The organism is Pseudoalteromonas sp. NFXS53, assembly GCF_056629255.1.
In genome coordinates this window covers 286,168-311,067 of sequence record NZ_JBWVBR010000001.1, presented here as the reverse complement: position 1 = coordinate 311,067, position 24,900 = coordinate 286,168, and the positions used below count along the sequence as shown (strand labels likewise).

Sequence of the window (24,900 nt, the reverse complement as noted above, 5' to 3'; positions counted from 1 at the left end):
CTTCCATGTAGCCTGAAAATGTCTTGGCACTTTTTAAAACTGCTTAATTCACCTTGCGCAAAACTAACCTTGCTTCGCGACGTATATTTTGCACGATTAGGCCTCACGCTCAACGCTAGTCTTGCTGCGCGCACTCGCAAGCCTCAAGACGCGTTTCGCCCTTGCGCAAAAATAACCTTGCTTCGCAACGTGTATTTTGCACTACACATAAAAAAAGCAAGCTAGTGCTTGCTTTCTTGTTAAGTGATTAACACTTAAAGTACAGTGATGTTCTCAGCTTGTGGGCCTTTTTGACCTGTAGCTAATGTGAACTCTACTTTCTGACCTTCAACTAGAGTGCGGAAACCGTCACCTTTGATAGCGCTGAAGTGTGCGAAAACATCTGGACCATTTTCTTGTGCAATGAAACCAAAACCTTTTGACTCGTTAAACCACTTAACGGTACCAGTAACTGTATTAGACATAATATGTATATCCTGATCTTTAAAATTAACTATGCCCTTGTGGGCGCATAGAGCAAAAACTAGACGGTACTTAAAAACTTCAGGACGGTACTACAAGTATGACTCATACAATAACGTGGTGGAAATTTATAAACACTGACAAATTTTTGTCTGTCTTCATAGTAAAGCCCTCTCAAGCTAAGTCAAACGATTTTAGGTCAAAAAATGATTAATTTTTAATTACAGGTAGATCTCTCACACAGCATAAGGCATACGCTTACATGCAACATTATTGTATATAAATCAATATAGTTATGTACCGTTCAATTAAACAGAATATTAAATTGTGTTGATTGACCAGACTTAAAAACTGCTCACTTTTCGAACGAAAACATATCTAGACCTGTTATGAATTGAGTTGTTACAGTCTGTTTAAGGTAAATTAAAATCTGATATCATGCCCTTAGAGTAGCCTTAATTTTTGTATATCCAATGACCTACCAGCATGACTTTATAGACTCTATTTCAAATATCTCGGAGCATACTTGGAACTCATTGACAAATGACCATGTATTTTCCAGTTATGCTTGGCTCAGCGCATTGGAAATCAGTGAGTGTGTAAGCAAACAAACTGGCTGGCAGCCTCAGCATCTTGTCATTAAACAAAGCGATCATATTGTGGCTATCTTACCTGGCTATTTAAAAGACCACTCTTATGGTGAATACGTCTTTGATTGGGCGTTTGCTGAAGCCTATGAAAGATATGGGCTAGAGTATTATCCTAAATGGCTGTGTGGTGTGCCTTTTACTCCTGTGAAAGGCCCTCGCATTCTTTGCAAGCACATCACACCTGAATTAATAAGTTATATAGAATCGACTTTACTGAAGTTTGGTGAAAATGGTCTCAGCGGCATTCATCTTAATTTTTTATCTGAGCATGCACACTTTGGCAATACTACATTGATCCCAAGACGCAATGTGCAATTTCACTGGCAAAATAAAGGCTATCAAAGCTTCAGTGACTTTTTATCAGCACTTAATGCTCGAAAGCGAAAAATGATCAGTAAAGAGCGATTAAAAGTACAACAACAGAGTTTAACCATACACTGGTTCTCAGGCGATGAGATTAATGAGGCATTACTCGATGCCTTTTATTTAAGTTACCGTCTGACTTATTTAAAGCGCTCGGGCCATAATGGCTATTTAAATCGCGAATTTTTCGCCTTGATAATAAAAAGCTTACCGCATACCGTTCGCTTATGCTGCGCGTTCAAGAGCGATGATATTGTTGCCACAAGCCTTTATTTTATTTCAGGTGATACCTTATACGGCCGCTATTGGGGGGCAATTGAGCCGCAATATGACTCACTGCATTTTGAGTTATGTTATTACCAAGGTATTGAACTTGCGATAAAAGAAGGCATCACCACTTTTGATGCCGGTGCGCAAGGCGAGCATAAGCTAGCCCGAGGTTTTGAACCTGTTTGGCGTCACTCTTACCACACCTTGTTTAGGCCTGAATTTAAAATCGCGCTACAAGACTATTGCGAAAGAGAAACCCAAGCCTTACAGCAGTACTTTATTGAATGTGAAGCTAAGTTACCGTTTAAACACCAATAGTCGATTATTCGCTGGCATTTCATGGTCTTGAGCTAACTCAAAACCTTGTTTATTCGCCAAAGACACAACCCACTCTTGGTCTCGAATACCACTGTGAGGGTCTCTTGCCCTTAACATGGCATCGAAGCCTTGATTGCTTTCACTGGTAAACTGGCCATTGTAGTTAAAAGGGCCATAAATGAATAAATGACTTTTCGCTTGGCTGTGTTTAGCCGCGCCGATAATTAGCTTCTCAACCAAAGGCTCAGACACAATATGAAGCGTGTTCGCAGTGTAAATTGCATCGTACTTTTCAGTCACAGGCCAATCATGATTTAAATCTAGTGTCATAGGCATAATTAAATTATTCAGGTTAGCCTCATCTAACCATGCGTTAATACCTTCATGATGCATGGCTTGATCTGCCGTTTGCCAAATTATATTCGGAAGATGCTTTGCAAAATGCACAGCGTGCTGCCCGGTGCCACTTCCTATTTCTAAAATCCTTTCTTTACCCGTTAAATATGCTCTTATATTACTTAGAATTGGGTCTTTATTGTTTTCACATGCTTGAGAATATGGCTTTGTCATGGTTGTTTTGCACTAAATTGATCTTTCACTGCCCGCTATTGATGCAATTAATTTAAGAAATAGCAAGCGAGATCAATAAATCTTTTCTATAACTACTTAAAGTGTCTACATAAGTTTTTCTTGGTACAACTTCTGCTAAACAAACTACACAGAAATACCAATACTTCAAAGCGTGCAACTCGAGGAGAGATAAGATGAAGATTTCAGAAATCACCCAAATGCCATGTGAATTAAAGAGCCAAGGCGTCATTAAAGAAAGTAACGAAGAAGACTTAAAGAAAAGTAAGTCTTACAAACAAGAAGTCGCAAATCTTATGCAGCTTGAAGAGCAAGAGAAAGAACATACAGAGCAAAACTTTTTGTATGGTTATAACTAGGGCGTGTTGACCTTTGCTGTTTGTTTTTGCAGCAGTGAGTTGGGTATTTAGGCCAGGCAGAGGCTGCGTAGCATAGTTGTTCTATGTAAGTCAGTCGATAACGCCGAATAAATGACCAACTCGCGCTGCTCGGAGAGTTCAACCAAAGGCTTCCACTACTTTGTCATTCGCCACTCACATAACCCATTATGCTTCGTAGCTCATTTCGTGTATTGAAAGCCTTTGATTTGAACAAAATTCATACCTCAAAGATAAACACGCCCTAATATTAACCTTCATAAAAAAAGCGCAGCCAATTGGCTGCGCATTTAGGTTGGAAGAAATTTATTACTACCAAATAAAGATTAGCCAACAAGTGCTAGAAGAATACCTGCCGCAACGGCACTACCTAATACACCCGCTACATTTGGCCCCATTGCGTGCATTAACAAGAAGTTATGCGGGTTATTCTCTAGGCCCACTTTGTTCACTACACGTGCCGCCATTGGTACCGCTGATACCCCTGCCGCGCCGACAAGTGGATTAATAGGATGCTTCGAGAACTTATTCATAATTTTCGCCATAAATACACCCGACGCTGTACCAATTGAGAAAGCCAAGGCACCAAGTACTAAAATACCTAACGTCTCAACGGTTAAGAATTCAGTTGCTGATAACTTAGAACCCACCGCTAAGCCTAAGAAAATAGTTACGATATTGATAAGCTCGTTCTGTGCTGTGTTACTCAGTCTATCGACCACACCACACTCACGCATTAAGTTACCTAAACAGAACATGCCAACCAGCGGCGATGCTGATGGTAAGAACATAATCGCTAAACCAAGTACCGCCAGTGGGAAAATAATTTTCTCACGCTTTGTCACATGGCGTAGTTGTGGCATTTCAATCTTTCTGTCCTCTTCAGATGTCAGTGCACGCATGATCGGCGGCTGAATGATTGGTACTAATGCCATATAAGAATATGCAGCTACCGCAATCGCGCCCAAAAGCTCTGGTGCGAGCTTTGAGGCTAAGAAAATAGCTGTTGGGCCATCTGCACCACCAATGATGGCAATTGCTGAAGCATCCTGTAGGGTAAACTCAAAGCCCGGCACAAAATTCAGCGCAATAGCGCCAAATAGTGTCGCGAAAATACCAAACTGCGCTGCAGCCCCCAGTAATAACATACGTGGGTTTGCAATAAGTGCACTAAAGTCTGTCATCGCGCCCACGCCCATAAATATCAACAGAGGAAAAACACCACTATCAATTCCGATATAGTAAACGTAGTACAACAAGCCACCTGGCTCTGCTAAGCCTGCAACTGGAATATTCGTTAAGATTGCACCAAAACCAATTGGTACAAGGAGTAAAGGTTCAAACCCTTTTGCTATAGCAAGGTAGAGTAAACCACAGCCCACCGCCATCATGACTAGAGCTGGCACGGTAAAGTTGGCAAGGCCCGTTGCTTGCCATAAATTTAACAACCCGTCCATGTGACCTCCTATGCAAGCTCAATCATGGCATCGCCCGTTGCGACAGAGTCACCTTCAGAGACTAAGACATTTGCAACCGTACCGCTGTGCGTCGCACGCACTTCTGTTTCCATCTTCATGGCTTCCATGATCATGACTACATCGCCTTCAGCGACTGCATCACCTGCACGCACCAATAACTTAAAGATGTTACCGGCAAGCGGTGCATTGAGCGTTTCGCTCGTACTGACCGATGCTGACTGTGGAATAAGCTCACTATCTTTGACTTGTACTTCTTTAAGTTCACCACCTGGTGCAACGACAACATCATAAACTTTGCCGTCAACTTGCACGCTGTAACGCTCTGTTGATTGTTTTTGTGGAGAAGCCGGTTTTGCAGCAGGTGCAGGCTTTTCAGTGGTAACTAGAGTTGGTTTCGGCTCAAATGCATCTGGATTATTGCGGTTCTTAAGGAACTTAAGACCAATTTGCGGGAATAACGCATAAGTTAACACGTCATCGACTTGCTCTTCAGCCAACTCTATGTTGTCTTCTTTGGCTTTCGCAACTAGCTCAGCCTCAAGGCTATCAAGCTCAGCATCGATTAAATCAGCAGGGCGACACGTGATCGCTTCTGCGCCATCTAATACGCGTTGTTGTAACTCTGAGTCAACTTCAGCTGGGGTCGAACCATACTCACCCTTTAACACACCCGCCGTCTCTTTTGTGATGGTCTTGTAACGCTCACCAGTTAGAACATTTAGTACCGCCTGAGTACCGACAATTTGCGATGTTGGAGTCACCAGCGGAATAAAACCAAGGTCTTTACGAACAGCCGGGATCTCTTTTAGAACATCATCTAGCTTATCGCCCGCGCCTTGTTCTTTAAGCTGGTTTTCCATATTAGTTAACATACCGCCAGGTACTTGAGCGAGTAAGATACGGCCATCAACGCCTTTTAAGCTACCTTCAAATGCCGCATATTTCTTTCTAACTTCACGGAAGTAACTCGCAATTTCTTCAAGCTCACCAAGGTTTAAACCTGTATCACGCGCTGTGCCTTCAGTGATAGCCACCATGGTCTCTGTGGCGCTATGACCATAAGTCATACTCATAGACGAAATAGCGGTATCAAGCATATCAATACCCGCATCGATTGCTTTTTGGTATGTCGCTGTGCTTAAACCCGTTGTCGCGTGACACTGCATGGCAATTGGCACCGATACGGTATTTTTAAGTTCAGTGATCAACTCTTCGGCATCATACGGCTTTAATAAACCTGCCATATCTTTAATACAAATTGAGTGACAGCCCATGGCTTCAAGCTTTTTCGCCTGATCTAACCACATGTCTAAAGTGTGAACCGGGCTGACGGTATAAGAAATAGTGCCTTGCGCGTGCGCCCCTACTTTAATGGCTGCTTTAATCGCAGTTTCGAGGTTTCTGACATCATTCATGGCATCGAAAATACGGAAAACATCGACACCATTATGATGTGCACGTTCAACAAACTTTTCTACCACGTCATCGGCATAATGGCGATAACCCAGTAAATTTTGACCACGTAAAAGCATCTGCTGCTTGGTATTTGGCATAGCTTCTTTTAAAGCACGAATGCGATACCAAGGATCTTCGCCCAAGTAACGAATACAAGAATCAAAGGTTGCACCACCCCAAGATTCAACAGACCAATAACCGGCTTTATCTAGTTTCTCTGCGATTGGCAGCATATCTTCTAGGCGCATTCGCGTAGCAAGCAATGATTGGTGTGCGTCTCTTAAAACCAATTCAGTTAATTTTAACTTTGACATAGTGGACCCCTTTATTATTTTGATCTGTACTGAGCGATAGCTGCAGTGATTGCAGCAATGTGCGCGTTAGATACGCCTGTTGATGTTGGGCGTTTAGTAGTTTGACGTTGTGGCTTTGCTGGCTCATCACCACCTGCGATAAGTGATAACTTGCTTACAGCAAAAATTAAGATAGATAAGAAGGCAAAAACCCCAACCATGCCAGTAAGCATTAAGCTGGCTGCCTCTAGCAACAATGCGCCTATATCCATGTTCTCCCCCTTTTTCACAACGCGCTTCGCGTCATTAATCATTTTTTATAAATATTTATTCAACATCATAACAAACGAGCTCAACTTGTAAACAACATTGTAAATTGGTAATACCAATATTAAAATTTTAACGATAGCAACAACTTAACTGTAAAATACTGATTAAACGAATGAATTACTGAGATAAATATGAAAAATATTCAAAATAGCGTAGGTTTATTTAAATATTTTTAAATAAAAGTGATAAAGAGGTTACATAAACAAGTTTTACAAACAGAGACAAAAAATGGTAAGACCAAGCAAGCGCTACGCAAAACTCCGTTATGATTGAATAAAAAAATATACCCATACATCGACAGCTCACATTAAAAAATTTCAAATACGCATACACCATTCTTTTTTGATAAAATTGGCAGCAAATAAAGATTAATGAGTTGCTATGTATAAACACGAATTTACCCTTGATAAGCCTTACTATCAGGAGTGCTTTGATGAGTCAGAAAAATTTGGTAAAGCTAACAAACCTAAATATGCGTTAGTCGGTTTTTTAACCCTGCTTGGTTTAGTGTCTATTTATGGTTTAGAGAATGGCTACTTGGGAAATTTCTTAATCATTTTGGCAGTCATTGAATGCATTTCATATTACTATCGCCGTCCTTGGTGGGTTGCCAGACAGATGATCAGCAGAGCAAGTGGCTCCAATGTGATTGTTGAAATTGACGAAGAAAAAATTAAGGCTGCCAACCCATACAAGTCATTTGTGTTTAATTGGCAAGACATCACAAAAGTTATAAAAACAGACAGAGGTCTACTTATCTATTCGCTACGAGGTGCACAATATTTATCTTTAAGTGCATTGAATGACGAAACGGTTGATTTTATTTTATCGCAAAAAAAAGCCACTAATAAATAGTGGCTTTAGTGACCAATTTAATGCAATTGGTATTTATTATTCGCTAAAAGCTGATCAGATGTTACCTGTAGCAGGACCAGACTTTTCAGCCTGAATTCGCATGTAAATCTCTTCTCGGTGAACTGAAACATCTTTAGGTGCATTAACACCAATACGTACCTGGTTACCTTTAACACCTAGTACAGTTACAGTTACTTCATCACCAATCATTAGGGTTTCACCCACTCGACGAGTTAGTATTAGCATTCTATTGCTCCTGTTATTCCAAAAATTAGAAGATTCCGCGTCAATTTCATTTTAATGAAAAGTATTCATAAAAGTAAGCAAAAAAACCATTTTACTCAATACTTTCCAATAAAAATGTGCTGTGCAATGCTCTAACAGCCAATTCTAGGTACTTTTGCGGCAGCAAAGCCGAAATTTTCATTTCGGATGTTGTCACTAAGTCAGCTCGAATATTCTCGTGAGACATTGCCGTATAAAACTGTGCGATAACTTCTACATGAGACTTCAGACCAATGCCTATCACAGACACTTTAGCCACTTCCTTATCACACGCCAATTCAACAAAACCGAGACTTTCTTGCTGGTGTGTCAAAAGCTCAACAACTTGATGATGATCACTACTGTGCACAGTAAAAGCATAGTCTATTTTATCAAGTTGGTGATTTAATTGGCTCAACATATCTACCGCAATGCCCGCATCAGCCAATACGGTGAGTAGGCTTGCAAAGATCTGTGGTTGATTTGGTAACTGCTTAAGGGTAATTAACACCTCATCTTTACTAGCAGCCACACCTGAAACTGGGGCTTTGTTCATATCTGGCTCCTCGTAAGTAATTAACGTGCCCTTTGAGTGACAAAAGCTTGATAACACCCTTAGTGGTAACCGATAGTGACCAGCAGCTTCAACCGAGCGTAAGTGTAAGACCTTCGCACCAAGGCTTGCCATCTCTAACATTTCGTCAAAGGTAATTTGCTCTAAACGACGCGCATTCGGCTCAATGCGGGGATCTGTGGTGTAAACCCCATCTACGTCTGTGAATATCTGACATTCAGCCGCTTTCAAGGCGCCCGCTAACTCAACCGCCGTTGTGTCTGTGCCCCCACGACCTAACGTTGTAATATTGCCTTCCCGATCTCGCCCCTGAAAACCTGCCACAATCACGATACGGTTATGTTCCATTTCTTGATTTAAGCGGTCGGTACAGATGGACTCAATTCTTGCTTTACCAAACATGTTATCAGTTTGAATACCGATTTGATCGGCAAGTAAACTAATTGCTGGATGTCCGCGACGAATGATGGCCATAGCCAAAAGCGACGCAGTCACTTGTTCGCCAGTAGTCACCAAAACATCGAGTTCACGGCTGCTAGGACGGCTATCAATTTCATGTGCGAGAGAGATTAAACGATTGGTTTCACCAGACATTGCAGAGACAACGGCAACGACTTGATGACCCTGTTGTTGGGTTTTTATGATGATATCGGCGACAGCCTCGATACGCTCAATTGAGCCTACCGAAGTGCCACCAAATTTTTGAACAATTAATGCCACGAGTTACATCGCAATTATTGCGTCTTTTCGCTCACCCATGCATTAACGCTTTGTAGCGCAGCGTCAAGGTTTTCAGGCTGTGAGCCACCCGCTTGCGCCATGTCTGGACGACCACCGCCTTTACCGCCAACTTGTGCAGCCATGTGATTAACTAGTTCGCCTGCTTTTACTTTGCCAACTAAATCTTTAGTCACACCTGCAATTAGACTTACTTTATCGCCATTCGCAACACCTAGCGCGATAACACCAGAACCCATCTTGTTCTTAAGGTCATCAACCATGCCGCGAAGCGCTTTCGATTCAGTACCAGCCACATTAGCAACTAATAGTTTCACGCCATTTACGTCAACGGCAGATTCAATTAATGACGCACCAGCTGCACTTGCAAGCTTGTCGTTAAGCTGAGTAACTTGCTTTTCAAGGCCTTTAGATTTCTCAATTAGGGCTGCCACTTTTTCAAGTACGTTACTTGCGTCACCTTTCACAAGCGCTGCAATTTCGCTTAGCTGTGCTTCTTGCTCAGAGACATAGTTAACCGCATCTTCACCAGTTACCGCTTCGATACGACGAACGCCTGCTGCGATACCACCTTCAGACACAATCTTGAATAGACCGATGTCACCCGCGCGTGATACGTGTGTACCACCACATAATTCGATAGAGTAATCACCAATTGAAACAACGCGCACTTCATCATCGTACTTCTCACCGAATAACGCCATCGCACCTTTTGCTTTCGCTTCGTCGATGTCCATTAATTCGGTTTGTAATGAGAAGTTCTTACGGATCTCAGCGTTTACTAGGTCTTCTACTTCACGAAGCTGTGCTTTAGTCACGCCTTCAAAATGTGAGAAGTCAAAACGTAAACGATCTGGCATCACTAATGAGCCTTTCTGTGCTACATGCTCACCAACGACTTGACGCAAAGCTTCGTGTACTAAGTGAGTCGCTGTATGGTTCTTTTTAATACGCTCACGACGTTCAGCATCAATGTGTGCATCGGCTTTATCATTAACACCAATGCGACCAACTACTTTACCGTGGTGTGCAAATGCATTACCTAATTTCGTCGTGTCAGTAACAACAAACTCGCCACCAGCCACTTTTAAAGAGCCGGTATCACCAACCTGACCACCAGACTCTGCATAGAATGGCGTGCGGTCTAGTACAACAATACCTTCTTGACCATCTTCTAATACATTGACGGCTTCACCTTGGCTGAATAGCTCAACCACAGTACCACTGTAATGAGTTGAATCGTAACCTTTAAAGTCAGTCGACTTTTCAGACTTAAGCTGCTCATTATAATCAGCACCAAACTTACCCGCTTGTTGCGCTTTCTTACGCTGAACTTCCATACACTCTTGGAAACCGCGCTCATCGATTGTCATGAAACGCTCACGCGCAACATCAGCAGTTAAGTCAGCTGGGAAACCATAAGTGTCGTAAAGTTTGAATACTACGTCACCCGGGATCACATCGCCTTTAAGATCTGCTAGATTTTCTTCAAGAATCGCCAAACCACGGTCTAGTGTTTTACCGAACTGTTCTTCTTCGATACGTAGCACTTTTTCGATGATTTCTTGTTGCTTAGCAAGCTCTGGATACGCTTCACCCATTTCTTGAACAAGTGCTGCAACAAGCTTAAAGAAGAATGCACCTTCTGCGCCTAGCTTGTTACCGTGGCGAACTGCACGACGAATGATACGACGTAGTACATAACCGCGACCTTCGTTTGAAGGCATCACGCCATCAGCCACTAAGAAAGCACATGAACGAATGTGATCAGCAACAACGCGAAGTGACTTATCTTCTAAGTCTTGCGCATTTGTCACAGAAGCTGCAGCTTTAATTAGGTTTTGGAATAAGTCGATTTCGTAGTTTGAGTGAACACCTTGCAAGATTGCAGCAATACGCTCAAGACCCATACCTGTATCAACCGACTGCTTTGGTAATGGCTCCATCGTGCCGTCAGCATGGCGGTTGTACTGCATGAATACTAGGTTCCAGATTTCGATAAAACGGTCACCGTCTTCTTCTGGAGAACCCGGAGGACCACCCCAAATGTGCTCTCCGTGATCATAGAAGATTTCAGAACATGGACCACAAGGTCCTGTATCACCCATAGACCAGAAGTTATCAGACGTATCAATTCTAATTATGCGGTCTTCAGGAATACCAACATCTTTTGCCCAATATTCGAATGCTTCGTCATCGGTGTGATACACAGTAACCAGCAGCTTTTCTTTTGGTAACTGAACAACCTCTGTTAAAAATTGCCATGAAAATTGAATCGCTTCTTTTTTGAAGTAGTCACCAAAGCTGAAGTTACCAAGCATTTCAAAGAAAGTATGGTGACGAGCTGTGTAACCTACGTTTTCAAGGTCATTGTGCTTACCACCGGCACGAACACAACGCTGTGAGCTTGTCGCTCGCGTGTAAGGGCGCTTTTCGCCACCTAAAAATACGTCTTTAAATTGCACCATACCTGCGTTAGTGAAAAGTAACGTCGCGTCGTTACCTGGCACTAGCGAACTTGAAGGGACAACTTGGTGTTGTTGTTTGGCAAAGAAGTCTAAAAACGCTTGCCTTAACTGTGCGGTAGTCATTTGCTGCATCTGATCAGTCACCTATTGTTGCTTGCATTGCAAAATTAATTTCTTCGTAGCCAAACCCTCGATACATCATGTATCTGACTCGTTTGGCTTTTTCTTTATAATCGAATTGTTTATCGCCTAAACCATATTTTCTTTGGTAGGTCTCTAGGGCTAATTCAAACCAATCTATTTCTTGTTCTTCAATTAGCGCCATTAGCTGGGCTCGATCAACCCCTTTATTTGTTGCTTCGGCCAAAACACGTTTTTGCCCTAAGCCTTTATTTATTTGCCTGCGTAAAAAGCTTTCGCAGTAGCGATGCTCATCAATATATCCTAATGACTCACACCAGCTTAAAAGCTGTTCAATATAGTCTTCACTCGCATCTTTCATTCTCAGCTTTTGAGCGAGCTCTTTTTTTGAGTACTCTTGACGACCTAACAGCCACAACACGTAGTTTTTTAGTTTTTGCTTTGTTTGCTCATCCATTAAGCGTCAAATCGGCCTGTGTTGATTGCGCTTGATTGCGACGCTTGTTTTTCGCCCTGACTGTTATTATCACTGATATCATCAGCAGGAAATATCGCCTGATATGAACAGAAAAAGCCAATATAAGCCACTGGCATGATAACAAGCAAAGGCACAAAACTTAATGGCATTGCTGCCAACATTAATACACCGATCACTAAGCTAAATACAGTAAGCGGTGCCATATTCGTTTGAAACACCTTTAAAGATTGCCCCAGCGCTTTAAAAATACGGTTTTCACCTTTGAAAAAGACTAAAGGTAGCGCAAAGGCGAAGGCCATTAAATTCAAAGCATGGGCTAATAAAAATACACCAAGGTTACCAATCGACAGGGTATTCATCACTTCAGCTAATAATTGCTCATGATTGTGATTTTCTGTTGCCTGCTGCATCAGCGCGAAAGTTTCAGAAAATAAACTGTCAGCTAATAATGTCAGTAAAATCACTGCGCCCATTTGATATAAGCCAAGTCTAAATAAGTTTAAACGACGGCCTTTGATTGAAAACGGTTTAAGTATATCGGCAAGACTGATGGTTTTGCCTTGCTGCTTGCTAATCACTGCCAAATAAAAGCCTATCGTCAAAAAAGGCGCCGTAAATGCTGCAACTAACTGCAATGGAGGAAGCACCAAGGGGATCAATGCAACGACAATCATAAAGATGTACATAAACATAAAAGTCATCGGTTGGGTTTTAAATATATTCCAACCTTGCTTTAACCACTGCAGACCCGCAGAAGCACTAAAAACATTTATCTTTGAAGACATAAAGACCCAAAACTAATCAAAACACTGGAATTATACCTATCAAAACACAAAATGCGACCATAGCAGGTCGCATTGTGCATTCGAATACAAAAGAGGGGGTAAAAGCTACTTTTTCTCTGGTACTTTTTCCATATCTAACATGTGTGAACCATGCTTCACTTTCGCTTCTAAATAATGACGGTTACCGTCTTTTATGTGTGCATGAGTCCCCACGACCTTATCAACTTCAATGCCTGCATTTTTTAACGCATTAAGTTTACGAGGGTTATTCGTCATAAGTTTAACGTGATTTAAGCCCATCGCCTGAAGCATCAAAACAGCGTCTGAGAAATCACGTAAGTCGTCATCAAAACCCAAGTGGTTATTCGCTTCGTAGGTATTCATACCTTGCGACTGTAGAACATACGCATCGATTTTGTTGTAAAGGCCAATGCCACGACCTTCTTGGCGCAAATACAAAATGATGCCACCTTGCTCATGCATGGTTTCGATACATTCATTTAACTGTTCACCACAGTCACAACGTGAAGAATGAAAGACATCTCCCGTTAAACACTCTGAGTGCATACGAATAAGCGGTACTTCATTCTTATCAGCTTCATTAAAGATTAGAGCAACGTGCTCTTCACCATCTTGTAAACCATGAAACGATACAATTTCTGCAGGAATATGACTGTGCTGTCCTACATTCAGCTTCACTCTCGCTCTTACTTCTGCCACGACTTTTGCGAACCTAATAATTTTAAAAAATGTTATACTATCACAATCTTGATAGCTTGAAATTTAGGAGCCCATTAAAACTTAGCTAAAATGCGCTCGTCGTATTTAGTAATATCCAATTCAACTTGATATTCACGCGCCAATACATCTAATTCAGCTTGCCACATACTCAAGTCTTCCATAGTGATGGTGTTGTCATCTAGCGTCCAAAGTTGTTTTGACCCAGAATAACTAAACTGCATTGCCAACATTGCATCAACATCGCCTTCTTTGGCGGCTTTTTTAATTGCCATCATCTTACGTGTGATGCGATTAAGTGCTTGCTTTAAATCCCACACATACGCAACTTCATACATAAATGGGTGCGACTTAACCTTTTTTAAAGTCAAACCTATAACAATTGAAGTCACAACCACGCCCAGTAAATTCCAATGAAAATGACTACCATCAACATCTGGGAACAATAAAATCAGCAATTGTGCTATACCTAAACTGCCCACTGTGAGCGCTGCAATGCAGGCAAAAATCACTTTATTCAGATGTTTTCTATAACGCGTTTTATCAATCTCTTGTAACTGCATATTACTTCCTCGGCAAACCTATACGTATTGTACTGTGGAACGGTTGATAAAAAAATTTAAAATTTTTTCACCCCTTTTTTCTTGCTGTGTCGTTTTAGGGATAAGCAAACAAAAAAGAGGCGCTTATTATGATGACTTACACCATGCCAACTCCGACTCAAACCATGACTAAAGTATCTACATCAATTGTAATCGGTGCCATAGTGACCTTGGCTGCATTTGCCTTTATGGATTATTTGATCAGCAGTGAAGAAAGAGCCCCCGTTGAAGTTAAAACTCCCTTTGAATTAGAGATCATGCAAGACAGACCCGACTCTGAGGTACAAACTAAAACAAGGCCTTTACCACCTCCGCCACAACCGAAAGCACAGCCGCCAAGACCACAAACATCGGTACCGTCTGAGGTAGCAGGGCCACAAATTGGTATAGGCGGCCCAGTAATAGAATTAGATCGCACGCCAATCAACACGCAAATATTCGCACCACAAGATGGCGATGCAACACCGATTGTCAGGGTGGATCCTAAATATCCAGCCGTTGCTGCTCGTGATGGCAAAGAGGGCTGGGTTGAAATGGCATTTTCAATCGATAAAGCAGGCAATGTAATTGATGTACAAGTTATTAACGCTGAGCCAAAACGTATTTTTAATCGAGAAGCATTAAGAGCACTAAAAGGCTGGAAGTACCGTCCTAAGATGGAAAACGGCCAGGCGATAGTGCAAACAGGTTTACAAGTTGTGTTAGAGTTCAAATTACAGCAATAAGCTAAATACCACTCCTCTTAATTAAGAGGGTTGGTATAAGTTAAGTTGATTGGCTTGTCAGCGAAATAAGCCAATCAATAGGGAAAAGAACAATCGGGAAAGTGCCTATGCTGATAGCATTAAAAACATGGTTACATAAGGTTTCACCCAGCAGAGATCCACTAGAGTCGTATAAACAGACTGGCGAAGATATCTATATAGAGATTTTAATCAATACCTATAGCCAAGACCTGTTTCATTTTTTGAGTGGACAAAGCGATCGTGAACTGGCAAAAGATATTTGCCAAAAAACGTGGCTCACCGTTGTAGAAAAAAGCCATCTATACCGTGATCAGCAAACACCAAAAGCATGGCTATTCTCAATCGCTCGTAATGCTTTACTAGACGAATTTAAGAAACAGAACCGTCTATCTTCACTCGATGAGCAACACCATGAAGCTGTGAGTAACGAAACTGCAGCGGATGAAAAAAACGCACTTTATGATGCACTCCTCACTCTGCCTTTTTTGCAAAGAGAAGCGCTCAGCCTGCAATTAGAAGGCTTCAGCTTACAAGAAATCGCAACGATCACACACAGCGAAGTAGAAACCATAAAAACCAGATTACGCTACGCCAAGCAAGCTTTAAAACAGCGTTTAGGAGACTCCCATGGCGAATAATGATGATTTTGATAAGACCTTGAAACAAGCTTACCAACAGCGTAAGCAACAGCAGGGTTTAACCAAACAAGACCTTGAGCTGATGAAAGCCAAATGTCGCCAGCCAAAACAAAGCAAATTTTGGCAACAAGCACAATGGGCAATGGCTTGCGCTGGTTTGCTATTTTTAGGTGCGTTATGGATACAACCTGAAAATGAAACCACTCAGATGTATGCGCTTGACTTGACCCAGTACGAACATATAGAGCACCACAGCAAAGAAGATGGTCAATATAAAGTGCAAGTCACTCGAAATCACACATTGCAAAGCCCTGAAAGCATACAAGCAAAGCATTCAGAATTACTCGCACAAGCGCGTTCATTCCATGGCCGGATCATTGATAACAACAGTGAGTTTTTACTAATTGCTGACTGTAAAGAAAACACTTTACTGGAGATTGAAAAGTCATTGGTGAGAGATTTATCTGATATCAACCTTGAGGGGCAACTTCGTCAAGGTGAGCTGCTAGCCCTTACTAGCAATAAAAAAGGGCTGCTAGTAAACCTAACAACCCTTAATCAAAACCAGGGCATTTATAGCTGCCCTTAATCTATCTTGCTTAAATCATGATAAGACTTGCAACAAAGAAGCTTAACAATGCAAGAAACCCACCGACAAGCGCATAAGGTAATTGTGTTTTAACATGCGTCAATAAGTCACATCCTGATGCCAGTGCTGAGACCGCGCTGGTATCAGAGATAGGCGAGCAGTGATCACCGAAAATACCACCACTTAAAATCGCCCCAATCACCAGTGGTGCAGGCAAGCCCAATGCTTGAATGAGCGGTACACCAATTGGGATAAGAATAGCAAATGTGCCCCAAGACGTCCCCGTAGTAAACGACATTACCGCACCAGTTAAAAATAGAACTGGCACAATCAAATAGATAGGTAAGTAGTCACCAACCAATGAAGCAACAAATTGTCCTGTACCCAGTTCTTTTAAACTTGCACCTAAGGTCAAAGACAACAAAACAATGCTGACTAGCGGTAATAGCTCCCCCATGCCTTTGAAGCCAATATCAACAAGCTGGTGATGGGTGAATTGCTTGTGCGCAATTAACTGTAAATAGGCAACCATAGAGGCTAACACTGTGGCATACAGCACCGACTTAGAGCCACTACCACTGGCAAGTTCGCCATTGCCAGTCCAAAACATAAAGCCAATCATACTAACAATTAAAGTGAGCAAAGGGATTAACATAAAACGTGCTTTACTCGCAGCAGGACCCGCATCAATTTCTAAGTTTTGCTTTTCAAGTTGTTGCTCGGCTTCTTTCATAGGGCCGTGCACTTTATCGAATACAATGGTGTAGAGCACAATTAGTAACGCAATAATGGCGTAAAAGTTAAAGGCAACAGAGCTCCAAAGAATGCTCACAGCCGACTGTTCAAGCTCGTAGTTACTTAATAACCCAAGTACATAAGCCCCCCAACCATTCAATAAAATCAGGATGCAAACGGGCGCACTGGTACTATCTATGATGTAGGCCAAACGAGCTCGACTCATTTTAAATTTATCGAACAAACCCCGTGAAACAATACCTGACGTCAACACACTCATATTTGATTCGATAAATACCGACGTGCCAGTAAACATGGTGAGCAATCCAACTTGTCGTTTGCTTTTGGCAACCCCTAGATTCATCAATTTATTAACCGTCGCAGCGACACCACCCGATTCACGGATATAAGCCAATAGTGCACCAATCACAATACTGAATATAAGAATTCGGCTATTTCCTGCTGACGTTGCCACAGAAATGACACGTTCAACGCTGTTAACAAAAGTAAGTAACCCAGACTGCCCTTGCGTATATAGCAATAAAAACTCTGAGCTTATTACCGCCAATAACAAAGCCATGATGACTTCTTTACGCCAGAACACCACCAATATAGCTATCAGCGGCGGTAAAATTGAATACCAAGACATAAATTTCCTTAAGTGCGGTTTATTATTTTCCACAAATTACTGTAATGAAGTGTAATTCGTTAAGCACGATTAAACGAGTAAGCTTAAAGAGTAATATTTGAAAAACCAAGCTTTTGCGTTTTAAGAAAAACACGTTTGTCACACTTTCACCAAAAGTGGTACACTATATCGGAAATAACAATAATAAACGTACTACCTTTTTTGAGATAAAACCCTATAATAGGTACAACGTTATCTAAGAAGTAAACATCATGTCATCATTTTCGAAAATTAAAGCCTTATTGCCTCAGCTTTCAACCAGCGAAGCCAAGCTAGCAAATTTTGTTCTAGACAACGCACAGCAGATCAGAACGCTATCATCTATCGAGCTTGCTCAAGCTGCAGGCGTGAGCCAATCAAGTGTCATCAAGTTTTCGCAAAAACTAGGCTATAAGGGCTTTCCTGCCTTTAAACTGGCTATCGTCGATGACCTAAACTTACAAAGCTTAAAACAACTAAATACGAATGAGCGACTACCTTCAAACAGCGACGATCCTATTACTGATTTGGCAGCTAAACTGATCCAACACCAAACCACAGTGTTAGAAGAAACATTACAATTAAACCACAGTGAAGATCTTAATCAGGTCATTGCAAAAATTAAAAGTGCACGCAAAATTTTGATTTGTGGTATTGGTAGCAGCAATCTAGTAGCAAATGACTTTGCTTTAAAACTACAACAAATTGGCTTACCGGCGCTATCACAAGTGGATGAAATCAGTGCATCGGCTTATTTAGCAACCATGCACAAAGACGACTTGTTTATTGCGATTAGCACATCTGGCGACAGTAAGAGTATCGTGACATTAGCAGAGCAAGCTGCAAAGAATGAATGCTGTGTGGTCTCAATCTCTAAATACGGAAACAATGCATTAACTGAGCAAGCTGAATTAAACTTGTTTACTGCTTTCGAAAAAGAACCTGTAGAGCATGCGGGTATTCTCACTCGTACCGCAAGCACACTGATCACCGATGTGTTATTTTTGGGCTTAACCCAGTCTCACAGTCGTTGGCAAAAGCGCGCTAGCCTTGCCACAGACAATATGCGTGCGATTCGTCACAACTAACGCTCATATATTAAATAAGGTTGGCGGCGCAACATAAAGCCCTTAAGCTCAGGCTGCCAACTTTGCTCAATCTCAGTTAAAGACCGCCCTGACAGCATCGCCTTTCTTAATTTATCTGTACCAGCCAGCTTGTCCATAAACTTTGGATATTTAAAGAACACCTTATTTTCTGCCTTAAATTTATTGTAAGCACCCACAAACCAAGCTAAGTCAAACCCTGCGCTTTGATGAACTCTTAGGTCTTGACCATAAGCGACTGTGTCTTTCAGTTTTGGATTTAGCGCAGCACCCGGCGTCGAGACGGGCGTAAATTCAAATTTACCCAGCTTCACTTCATTGTGGCCGAATATTTGAAATGGAAAATAGGTACCACGGCCAACTGACACAGGCGTCGCTTCAAAAAAACACAACGAGGGATAAAGCGCTATAGATTGACTATTCGGCAAATTCGGACTTGGCTTAATGGGTAACTCAAACGGCTCGGATAAATCGTAATCAGATACTGCGACCACGGTTAAGTCAGGTTGCTTTTCAGTGTTTAGCCAGCCCTCTCCCACTATCATCTTTGCCAGCTCTCCAACTGTCATGCCATGCAATACTGGGATTGGGTGCATACCAACAAATGATTGAAACTCAGGCTCTAAAACTGGCCCATCAATTAAGTTGATATTAGGGTTTGGTCTATCTAATACTATGACTTTTTTACCGGCTTCAGCGGCAGCTTCAAGTACATAATGCATGGTGCTGATATAAGTGTAAAAACGAACGCCCACATCTTGAATATCAAAAATGATGACATCCACATCAGCCAAATCAGTTAACTTTGGTTTTTTCGATTTTCCATATAAAGAAATAATTGGCAAACCCGTTTTACCGTCTATTTGGTCATTGATCTTAGCGCCAGCGTCCTGCTTTCCTCGAAAGCCATGCTCCGGAGAAAATACTTTTTTTACGTCAATTTGCTTCTCTAATAGCACATCTAGTAGATGCTGCCCTTTCACCTGAGCTGATTGATTCACAACTAAAGCAACGCGTTTATCTTTTAATAATGGTAAATATGTTTGCACTCGCTCAGCGCCGACTTCTAGTGCTTTTAATAAAGGACTAAATAACAAGATTAAAATCAATAATAGCTTGGCTTTCACAACAAAACCCTTTCAGACATAATATGCGCATCATACCAATTTACGCTAAAAAACAATGAAAAAACCGACCATTACTATTCATTACTGTGTTTTGTGCCAGTGGCTCCTGCGGAGCGGGTGGCTTGCCCAAGAGCTACTCTCAACATTTGCTGATGACTTACAACAGGTAGCACTGGCCCCGGCTTCAAAAGGCGTGTTTGAAATTTACTACGATGACGAGTTAATTTGGTGTAGAAAACAAGATGGCGGTTTCCCCGAGGCAAAAGAGCTAAAACGTCGTGTCCGAGACAAACTCGATCCAAATAGAGACTTAGGGCATATAGATAAATAGCATAGGCTTAAGCTCAGCCTAATTAAGTCATCTTTCTGTGTATTTGACTCATCACTGTGCCCAGCTCGACCATATTACTAATGGCATCTATGGGCATAGGCTTGGCAAAACAATACCCTTGGAGTTGGGAACAACCCGCATCAGCTAATCGCTTTGCTTGCCCGCAATACTCAACCCCTTCAGCAACGGTACTTACCCCTAAACTTTTCGCCATATTGATGATCACCACAGCTAGGTCATCATCTTCGCTTTCAAAATTAAGATCATCAACAAACTTTTTATCAATTTTCAGTGTGTTAAATTTCAAATGTTTAAGGTAAGTTAGACTAGAATATCCTGTGCCAAAGTCATCAATGGCGATACTAAACCCTTTGTCTTGAAGCACTTCTAGTGAATGTCTCATGTCCTCTAAATTCGCTATCAATGAAGTTTCAGTGATTTCTAATTCAATATTTTTAGGGGGTATTTGATATTTATCTAGCAAAAGCTCAAAGTCACGCAAAAAGTCATTATCTAATAGCTGCTCCGCCGTTAGATTAATACTGAGCTGCAAACTCACCGATGTTGTTATCCAGCGCACTAACGACGTCATGGCTTTTTCTAGTAATTGCAAAGTCACCTTATTCATCAGGCCAGCTTCTTCAGCAATATTTATAAACTCATGGGGCCCTTTTAATTTTTCCTGAGTTTGCCAGCGAGCGAGCATTTCTAGCTTCTCCAGTGCAAAACTCTTCGCATTGACGATAGCCTGAAAGTAAGGCTCGAACTGACCATGTTTGAGACCCTGAACCAGCTCAGCTTCTCGTTCTATACGTTGTTCGACCTCTTTGTCTAGCTGGGAATTGTAAAACTGGTAATTACTTTTATTGACCTTTTTAGCTCTGTACATGGCCGTATCAGCATGCTTCATCAACATTTCAGAATTAGTACCATCATCAGGATAAACAGCAATCCCAGCACTCAAGGTCACATTCAGTTGAATACCTTTTAGCTCGTACTCCCCGCTACAAGTCAGCAGTACTTTCTCAATCACTGTATGGATATGCGCGCGCTCTTTAATGCTGTCGACTAAAATAACAAATTCATCGCCGCCCATACGCGCCACGGTATCGCAACTTCTTAAACCTCTGTTTAGCCGGTGCGCAACCTCTTGTAACAGCAAGTCACCAGCATCATGACCTAAAGAATCATTAATATTTTTGAATTTATCAAGATCAATAAAAATAACAGCAAAAGCATGTTGATTTCTATCTGCTCGCTTACAAGCTTGTGCCAGCCTATCTTGTAATAACAAACGATTTGGTAAGCCCGTTAAAGCATCATGATGAGCCAGATGATTCATTTTTCTGCTCATCATTCGAGACTCTGTTACATCTTGAAACACCATGACAGAGCCAATGATTTCACCTGATTTACTATAAATTGGTGAGATAGAGTCTTGAATAGCAAACACCAAGCCCAAGTGATTCTTAATGCAAGTGAGCTCAGGCAAGCCTAAAGTCGCACGCTGCCTCATACAATGATCTGTCACTTGATCAATGGGCTCCAAGGTTTCCTCATTGAATAAAGGCATAACCTCAGAAAATGGCTTACCCTTCACTTCTTTAGTTAATTTCGCCAAAACCGCTTCTGCAACGGGGTTCATATAGGTAATGCGGCTAGATTTGTCGGTACAGATAACACCATCACCGATAGAGCTTAAGGTGACTTCTAACAGCTCCTTTTCTTCAGACAGCGCTTGGGTTAGCATCAACTTGTCAGAGATATCCTGAAATGAAATAATTGTTTGCGTATGTGTGTCTTTATCATCTACCACATCTGCAAATAGGCTTAATGACAGTTTGCGTTTTGAGAAGGTCGTTAGTTTCACTTCTGGTAAATAAAAATGTGACTGCCCTTGTGCACCACATTTAAGTAAATCACTGGCATTTTCTTCGCTCAGATACTCGCTCAGATAACGCCCTTGTAAGCCTTCGAAATCACATTGCATGGCATCTAAAAACCCCTTGCTTGCATGAACAATTTGCCCTTGTTCATCAATGGTGACTAACATTACCTGACTGTACTCGAAACTATGCTGAAAACGTGCATGCTCCAATAAAACAGTCAACAAAAATAAAGATGTACATACTGCAAAAAGCAATTCAACACTGCCATTTATACCTAAAGGCGAGATTTGCTGGGCGTGTTCCGATAGAACTATCATCGAAGAAAATTGCATCGCCAACACCACATTTAGCGAAGCAAACTGTTTGCCGTTTAACAGCAAACGACTGGCAATAAAGAGCAGCAAATTCACCATGAAAAAACTACTTAAAGAAAACAAAGCTATCGGCATTGTCGCTAAACAAGCTGCACATGCTAGCAACCAAGACCTAGAAAATACTTGGCCCCCTTGCTCTTCATCATGAGACAAAGCGTGTGATGCAAATAGCAATATCGAGAAGGTTTGTAGTAAATGTTCTACCTCTGGCTCCATACCGATAAAATAAGCGCTTCCATGAGATAAAGCTAACGCTACACTAACAAACGACACCACACCAATAAAGTATGCGAGCGCAAGTCGCTTCAATCCGACACTCTTTATTTTATAGTGGCGAATTTTTCCAGCCAGGAAATAAACCTGTCCCACGATCAAAAGATGAAATACCACATTGATAATGAGTGATTGAGGCAGAGACAATAGCCACATGCTACCGCTAAGCAAAGTCGCTAATGCTGGAAAAATAAAACGGTTTAAGCCTTGCCAAAAACGATGAGCAATTAACAAGCAGACAACATCTGCCAAGATGATTAAGCTTGGAGAGATAGGATCAGCTAGAGCAAAGGTTTCACCCAGTAAAGCTGAACTAAAGTAAGCAATAAACACAATAAGAACTGTTAATACCATGTTGTTGCGATGCATCCATTCTTCCCAAATCAACATTGACCAACTTTAAGTGTTTATGATGAAGCTCAAATAATCAAGGTAACTTAGCAACTATAATAAAAGCTTAAACCAACTTAGGGCGTGTTTAACTTTGTGGTAAGGATTTTGTTCAAATCAAAGGCTTTCAATACGCGAAATGAGCTACGTAGCATAACGGGTTATGTAAGTGGCGAATGACAAAGTAGTGGAAACCTTTGGTTGAACTCTTTGAGCAGCACGAGTTGGGCATTAATTCGGCGTTATCAGCTGACTTACATAGAGTACTATGCTACGCAGCCTCTGCCTTGCCTAAATACCCAACTCACTGCTGCAAAAACATACATCAAAGTTCAACACGCCCTAGCAACTTCTGAATTTATTATCTATGCTCAATAAAAATATTCATCAGAGCGAAATAATGCTTAAAGCTGCTCAATCAACTGATGCTGTTGGAAATTTTATCCGGGTTGCCAATATCATTGCCAACTTAGATATCATCTTGACCGAGGCAAAAAACCTATCACTCACCGCTAAGAATGCACGTGTTGTTGCGCTACGTGCTGGCGATTCGGCGTTTGGTTTTAAGCCCATTACCAATTTTATTGATGAGTTTTCAGATCAAACCATCAAAACGACAGCCGAGATCTCGACCCTATCTAATCAGCTTTTTACCTTGGCACTTGCCGTGGTTCGATGCAGTAACTTCATAAACCATATTCAAAAAGCAAAGAGCGCCTCTAGCGATAAAACCTTAGACTCACTGCTCTCAACAGGGTGTGATGACCTAATAGTGAAATCTAAAGCCTTAGAGCACGCAATTTTTAATCTAGAAAGCTACTTTGAAGACATACAAAAACAAATGCGAAGTGCCGAATACATTGCAGTTACGAGCCGTGTAGAAGCCTCAAATGCAGGGGATTTCAGCGAAAGCCTGCAAGGGGTTTCTGACTTTATAGCCAGTGCTGCAAAAAGAATTAAAGCAGCTGTGACTGACAACCTCAGTGAAATTTCAAAATTAAGAGGAGTGATGCGTTGAAATCAACCGAACTATACTCAAGTGCGAGTCATACATGGATAGTCATGGGGCGAGATGAAAGCAAACCTGAAAAAATCATCGATACCAACCAATACCTAATAAAAAGCGCACAAGAAGCCATCATTCTTGATCCCGGCGGCGTAGAGCTATTCTCCCCTATGCTGGCAAGTATACTCAAGCATGTTGACCTTGAACACGTTACTACCTTGTTTGCCTCTCACCAAGACCCTGACATTATCTCGTCATTGGGACTTTGGGATAAAACCATTCCCAATGCCAAGCTTCATGCCCCTTGGTTATGGGAGGGCTTTATACGCCACTTTGGAATGGAAAACATTGAATACGTACCAATTAAAGATGAAGGTGGTGAAGTCAGAGTTGGTTCTGCAACCTTAAAATTTGTGCCCGCTCACTACTTGCATTCATCAGGTAACTTTAACGTTTATGACCCGCAAGCAAAAATACTGATGAGTGGTGATATTGGCGCCTCTTTAGAGCATGGTGAAGTCCCTATGTTTGTCGAGGACTTTGCTGCACATGTAAAACATATGGAATACTTCCATCGTCGTTGGATGCCATCTAATAGCGCCAAAAACAATTGGATTGCGCGAGTAAAAGAACTCGATATCGAAATGATGGCACCGCAGCATGGTCGCATTTTTAAGGGTGAAGCTGTACAAGAGTTTTTGGAGTGGTTTGCTAAATTAGACGTAGGTATCGCTTCTTAGAAGCTCAGTCATACAACACTTTAAAGAAAAAAACCCAAACATCACGTTTGGGTTTTTTAATT

General features: G+C 41.5%; 25 protein-coding genes. 10 read left to right on the top strand and 15 right to left on the bottom strand.

Annotation, left to right across the window (positions count from 1 at the left end; translation table 11 throughout):
* Positions 1-254 precede the first annotated feature (254 nt).
* Positions 255-464 carry a cold-shock protein gene (locus tag AC1HJP_RS01265; protein ID WP_058031834.1) on the bottom strand — a complete coding sequence of 70 codons (210 nt, stop codon included), beginning with the start codon at positions 462-464 and terminating at the stop codon, positions 255-257.
* A 471-nt stretch (positions 465-935) separates the two neighbouring features.
* Here AC1HJP_RS01265 and AC1HJP_RS01260 point away from each other — a divergent pair, with 471 nt between their 5' ends.
* Positions 936-2,063, top strand: a complete 1,128-nt coding sequence (locus tag AC1HJP_RS01260) for a GNAT family N-acetyltransferase (RefSeq protein WP_480359811.1) — start codon at positions 936-938, stop codon at positions 2,061-2,063.
* Here the strand turns inward: AC1HJP_RS01260 and AC1HJP_RS01255 are convergent.
* Positions 2,043-2,633, bottom strand: coding sequence for a DUF938 domain-containing protein (locus tag AC1HJP_RS01255; protein ID WP_480359810.1), 591 nt, complete (start codon positions 2,631-2,633; stop codon positions 2,043-2,045). The two genes, AC1HJP_RS01260 and AC1HJP_RS01255, sit on opposite strands and share 21 nt — an antisense overlap.
* A 194-nt stretch (positions 2,634-2,827) precedes the next feature.
* Here AC1HJP_RS01255 and AC1HJP_RS01250 point away from each other — a divergent pair, with 194 nt between their 5' ends.
* A complete protein-coding gene (locus AC1HJP_RS01250) occupies positions 2,828-3,010 on the top strand; it encodes a hypothetical protein (protein WP_480359808.1) in 183 nt (60 codons plus the stop codon).
* A 344-nt stretch (positions 3,011-3,354) separates the two neighbouring features.
* On the opposite strand, the gene AC1HJP_RS01245 is transcribed toward AC1HJP_RS01250, so the two are convergent.
* The 3 genes from AC1HJP_RS01245 to AC1HJP_RS01235 are packed head-to-tail and all read right to left on the bottom strand — an operon-like array spanning position 3,355 to position 6,526.
* Complete coding sequence (locus AC1HJP_RS01245) at positions 3,355-4,485, bottom strand: sodium ion-translocating decarboxylase subunit beta (RefSeq protein WP_138479187.1); 1,131 nt, start codon at positions 4,483-4,485, stop codon at positions 3,355-3,357.
* 8 nt (positions 4,486-4,493) lie between these two features.
* Complete coding sequence (gene oadA, locus AC1HJP_RS01240) at positions 4,494-6,275, bottom strand: sodium-extruding oxaloacetate decarboxylase subunit alpha (protein WP_349287754.1); 1,782 nt, start codon at positions 6,273-6,275, stop codon at positions 4,494-4,496.
* A gap of 14 nt (positions 6,276-6,289) precedes the next feature.
* Positions 6,290-6,526 (bottom strand): OadG family transporter subunit, encoded by a 237-nt coding sequence (locus tag AC1HJP_RS01235; RefSeq protein ID WP_480359805.1) that lies wholly within the window; start codon positions 6,524-6,526, stop codon positions 6,290-6,292.
* Between the two features lie 439 nt (positions 6,527-6,965).
* Between AC1HJP_RS01235 and AC1HJP_RS01230 the strand changes: the two genes are divergently transcribed.
* The gene (locus AC1HJP_RS01230; protein WP_480359803.1) at positions 6,966-7,439 is read left to right on the top strand and encodes a YcxB family protein; all 474 of its coding nucleotides are present in this window, start codon (positions 6,966-6,968) and stop codon (positions 7,437-7,439) included.
* A 54-nt stretch (positions 7,440-7,493) separates the two neighbouring features.
* On the opposite strand, the gene csrA is transcribed toward AC1HJP_RS01230, so the two are convergent.
* The 7 genes from csrA to AC1HJP_RS01195 form a co-directional block, all read right to left on the bottom strand.
* The gene (gene csrA, locus AC1HJP_RS01225; protein WP_058031817.1) at positions 7,494-7,685 is read right to left on the bottom strand and encodes a carbon storage regulator CsrA; all 192 of its coding nucleotides are present in this window, start codon (positions 7,683-7,685) and stop codon (positions 7,494-7,496) included.
* Positions 7,686-7,776: 91 nt separating this feature from the next.
* Positions 7,777-8,997: an aspartate kinase gene (locus AC1HJP_RS01220; protein ID WP_480359801.1), complete on the bottom strand. Its 1,221-nt coding sequence runs from the start codon at positions 8,995-8,997 to the stop codon at positions 7,777-7,779.
* A 14-nt stretch (positions 8,998-9,011) separates the two neighbouring features.
* On the bottom strand, positions 9,012-11,615 hold the full coding sequence (alaS, locus tag AC1HJP_RS01215; RefSeq protein WP_480359799.1) for an alanine--tRNA ligase: 2,604 nt from the start codon (positions 11,613-11,615) through the stop codon (positions 9,012-9,014).
* A gap of 4 nt (positions 11,616-11,619) precedes the next feature.
* Positions 11,620-12,081, bottom strand: coding sequence for a regulatory protein RecX (locus tag AC1HJP_RS01210; protein ID WP_480359797.1), 462 nt, complete (start codon positions 12,079-12,081; stop codon positions 11,620-11,622).
* Positions 12,081-12,887, bottom strand: coding sequence for a BPSS1780 family membrane protein (locus AC1HJP_RS01205; protein ID WP_480359796.1), 807 nt, complete (start codon positions 12,885-12,887; stop codon positions 12,081-12,083). Before AC1HJP_RS01205 ends, AC1HJP_RS01210 begins: the two co-directional genes overlap by 1 nt.
* Before the next feature lie 105 nt (positions 12,888-12,992).
* Complete coding sequence (locus AC1HJP_RS01200) at positions 12,993-13,607, bottom strand: GTP cyclohydrolase II (RefSeq protein ID WP_130255062.1); 615 nt, start codon at positions 13,605-13,607, stop codon at positions 12,993-12,995.
* Positions 13,608-13,681: 74 nt separating this feature from the next.
* On the bottom strand, positions 13,682-14,188 hold the full coding sequence (locus AC1HJP_RS01195; RefSeq protein ID WP_480359795.1) for a DUF3087 domain-containing protein: 507 nt from the start codon (positions 14,186-14,188) through the stop codon (positions 13,682-13,684).
* Between the two features lie 128 nt (positions 14,189-14,316).
* On the opposite strand from AC1HJP_RS01195, the gene AC1HJP_RS01190 reads away from it, so the two are divergent.
* The 3 genes from AC1HJP_RS01190 (at position 14,317) to AC1HJP_RS01180 (ending at position 16,200) form a co-directional block, all read left to right on the top strand.
* Complete coding sequence (locus tag AC1HJP_RS01190; RefSeq protein WP_480359794.1) at positions 14,317-14,952, top strand: energy transducer TonB; 636 nt, start codon at positions 14,317-14,319, stop codon at positions 14,950-14,952.
* 107 nt (positions 14,953-15,059) lie between these two features.
* Positions 15,060-15,611 carry an RNA polymerase sigma factor gene (locus tag AC1HJP_RS01185; protein ID WP_480359793.1) on the top strand — a complete coding sequence of 184 codons (552 nt, stop codon included), beginning with the start codon at positions 15,060-15,062 and terminating at the stop codon, positions 15,609-15,611.
* Positions 15,601-16,200: a hypothetical protein gene (locus tag AC1HJP_RS01180; protein WP_480359791.1), complete on the top strand. Its 600-nt coding sequence runs from the start codon at positions 15,601-15,603 to the stop codon at positions 16,198-16,200. The genes AC1HJP_RS01185 and AC1HJP_RS01180 overlap by 11 nt, the downstream gene beginning before the upstream one ends.
* Positions 16,201-16,210: 10 nt before the next feature.
* Here the strand turns inward: AC1HJP_RS01180 and AC1HJP_RS01175 are convergent, their stop codons facing one another.
* Positions 16,211-17,584 (bottom strand): Na+/H+ antiporter NhaC family protein, encoded by a 1,374-nt coding sequence (locus AC1HJP_RS01175; protein ID WP_480359790.1) that lies wholly within the window; start codon positions 17,582-17,584, stop codon positions 16,211-16,213.
* A 251-nt stretch (positions 17,585-17,835) separates the two neighbouring features.
* On the opposite strand from AC1HJP_RS01175, the gene AC1HJP_RS01170 reads away from it, so the two are divergent.
* A complete protein-coding gene (locus tag AC1HJP_RS01170; protein ID WP_480359789.1) occupies positions 17,836-18,690 on the top strand; it encodes a MurR/RpiR family transcriptional regulator in 855 nt (284 codons plus the stop codon).
* Here the strand turns inward: AC1HJP_RS01170 and AC1HJP_RS01165 are convergent.
* A complete protein-coding gene (locus tag AC1HJP_RS01165; protein WP_480359788.1) occupies positions 18,687-19,835 on the bottom strand; it encodes an exo-beta-N-acetylmuramidase NamZ family protein in 1,149 nt (382 codons plus the stop codon). The genes AC1HJP_RS01170 and AC1HJP_RS01165 overlap by 4 nt on opposite strands.
* Positions 19,836-19,890: 55 nt before the next feature.
* Here AC1HJP_RS01165 and AC1HJP_RS01160 point away from each other — a divergent pair, with 55 nt between their 5' ends.
* Positions 19,891-20,166 carry an Rdx family protein gene (locus AC1HJP_RS01160; RefSeq protein WP_480359787.1) on the top strand — a complete coding sequence of 92 codons (276 nt, stop codon included), beginning with the start codon at positions 19,891-19,893 and terminating at the stop codon, positions 20,164-20,166.
* 22 nt (positions 20,167-20,188) lie between these two features.
* Here the strand turns inward: AC1HJP_RS01160 and AC1HJP_RS01155 are convergent, their stop codons facing one another.
* Complete coding sequence (locus AC1HJP_RS01155) at positions 20,189-23,092, bottom strand: sensor domain-containing protein (protein WP_480359786.1); 2,904 nt, start codon at positions 23,090-23,092, stop codon at positions 20,189-20,191.
* A gap of 400 nt (positions 23,093-23,492) precedes the next feature.
* On the opposite strand from AC1HJP_RS01155, the gene AC1HJP_RS01150 reads away from it, so the two are divergent.
* Both AC1HJP_RS01150 and AC1HJP_RS01145 read left to right on the top strand, forming a co-directional pair.
* Entirely contained in the window at positions 23,493-24,110 is a 618-nt protein-coding gene (locus tag AC1HJP_RS01150; protein WP_480359785.1) for a chemotaxis protein, read from the top strand.
* Positions 24,107-24,838 (top strand): oxygen-binding di-iron domain-containing protein, encoded by a 732-nt coding sequence (locus AC1HJP_RS01145; RefSeq protein ID WP_480359784.1) that lies wholly within the window; start codon positions 24,107-24,109, stop codon positions 24,836-24,838. Before AC1HJP_RS01150 ends, AC1HJP_RS01145 begins: the two co-directional genes overlap by 4 nt.
* The last annotated feature ends 62 nt before the right edge of the window (positions 24,839-24,900 follow it).

Bases quoted from the DNA above. Each gene is read 5' to 3' on its own strand.
- AC1HJP_RS01265 (WP_058031834.1), bottom strand. From the start codon at position 464: ATGTCTAATACAGTTACTGGTACCGTTAAGTGGTTTAACGAGTCAAAA.
- AC1HJP_RS01260 (WP_480359811.1), top strand. From the start codon at position 936: ATGACCTACCAGCATGACTTTATAGACTCTATTTCAAATATCTCGGAG.
- AC1HJP_RS01255 (WP_480359810.1), bottom strand. From the start codon at position 2,633: ATGACAAAGCCATATTCTCAAGCATGTGAAAACAATAAAGACCCAATT.
- AC1HJP_RS01250 (WP_480359808.1), top strand. From the start codon at position 2,828: ATGAAGATTTCAGAAATCACCCAAATGCCATGTGAATTAAAGAGCCAA.
- AC1HJP_RS01245 (WP_138479187.1), bottom strand. From the start codon at position 4,485: ATGGACGGGTTGTTAAATTTATGGCAAGCAACGGGCCTTGCCAACTTT.
- oadA (WP_349287754.1), bottom strand. From the start codon at position 6,275: ATGTCAAAGTTAAAATTAACTGAATTGGTTTTAAGAGACGCACACCAA.
- AC1HJP_RS01235 (WP_480359805.1), bottom strand. From the start codon at position 6,526: ATGGATATAGGCGCATTGTTGCTAGAGGCAGCCAGCTTAATGCTTACT.
- AC1HJP_RS01230 (WP_480359803.1), top strand. From the start codon at position 6,966: ATGTATAAACACGAATTTACCCTTGATAAGCCTTACTATCAGGAGTGC.
- csrA (WP_058031817.1), bottom strand. From the start codon at position 7,685: ATGCTAATACTAACTCGTCGAGTGGGTGAAACCCTAATGATTGGTGAT.
- alaS (WP_480359799.1), bottom strand. From the start codon at position 11,615: ATGCAGCAAATGACTACCGCACAGTTAAGGCAAGCGTTTTTAGACTTC.
- AC1HJP_RS01210 (WP_480359797.1), bottom strand. From the start codon at position 12,081: ATGGATGAGCAAACAAAGCAAAAACTAAAAAACTACGTGTTGTGGCTG.
- AC1HJP_RS01205 (WP_480359796.1), bottom strand. From the start codon at position 12,887: ATGTCTTCAAAGATAAATGTTTTTAGTGCTTCTGCGGGTCTGCAGTGG.
- AC1HJP_RS01195 (WP_480359795.1), bottom strand. From the start codon at position 14,188: ATGCAGTTACAAGAGATTGATAAAACGCGTTATAGAAAACATCTGAAT.
- AC1HJP_RS01190 (WP_480359794.1), top strand. From the start codon at position 14,317: ATGATGACTTACACCATGCCAACTCCGACTCAAACCATGACTAAAGTA.
- AC1HJP_RS01185 (WP_480359793.1), top strand. From the start codon at position 15,060: ATGCTGATAGCATTAAAAACATGGTTACATAAGGTTTCACCCAGCAGA.
- AC1HJP_RS01180 (WP_480359791.1), top strand. From the start codon at position 15,601: ATGGCGAATAATGATGATTTTGATAAGACCTTGAAACAAGCTTACCAA.
- AC1HJP_RS01175 (WP_480359790.1), bottom strand. From the start codon at position 17,584: ATGTCTTGGTATTCAATTTTACCGCCGCTGATAGCTATATTGGTGGTG.
- AC1HJP_RS01170 (WP_480359789.1), top strand. From the start codon at position 17,836: ATGTCATCATTTTCGAAAATTAAAGCCTTATTGCCTCAGCTTTCAACC.
- AC1HJP_RS01160 (WP_480359787.1), top strand. From the start codon at position 19,891: ATGAAAAAACCGACCATTACTATTCATTACTGTGTTTTGTGCCAGTGG.
- AC1HJP_RS01155 (WP_480359786.1), bottom strand. From the start codon at position 23,092: ATGTTGATTTGGGAAGAATGGATGCATCGCAACAACATGGTATTAACA.
- AC1HJP_RS01150 (WP_480359785.1), top strand. From the start codon at position 23,493: ATGCTTAAAGCTGCTCAATCAACTGATGCTGTTGGAAATTTTATCCGG.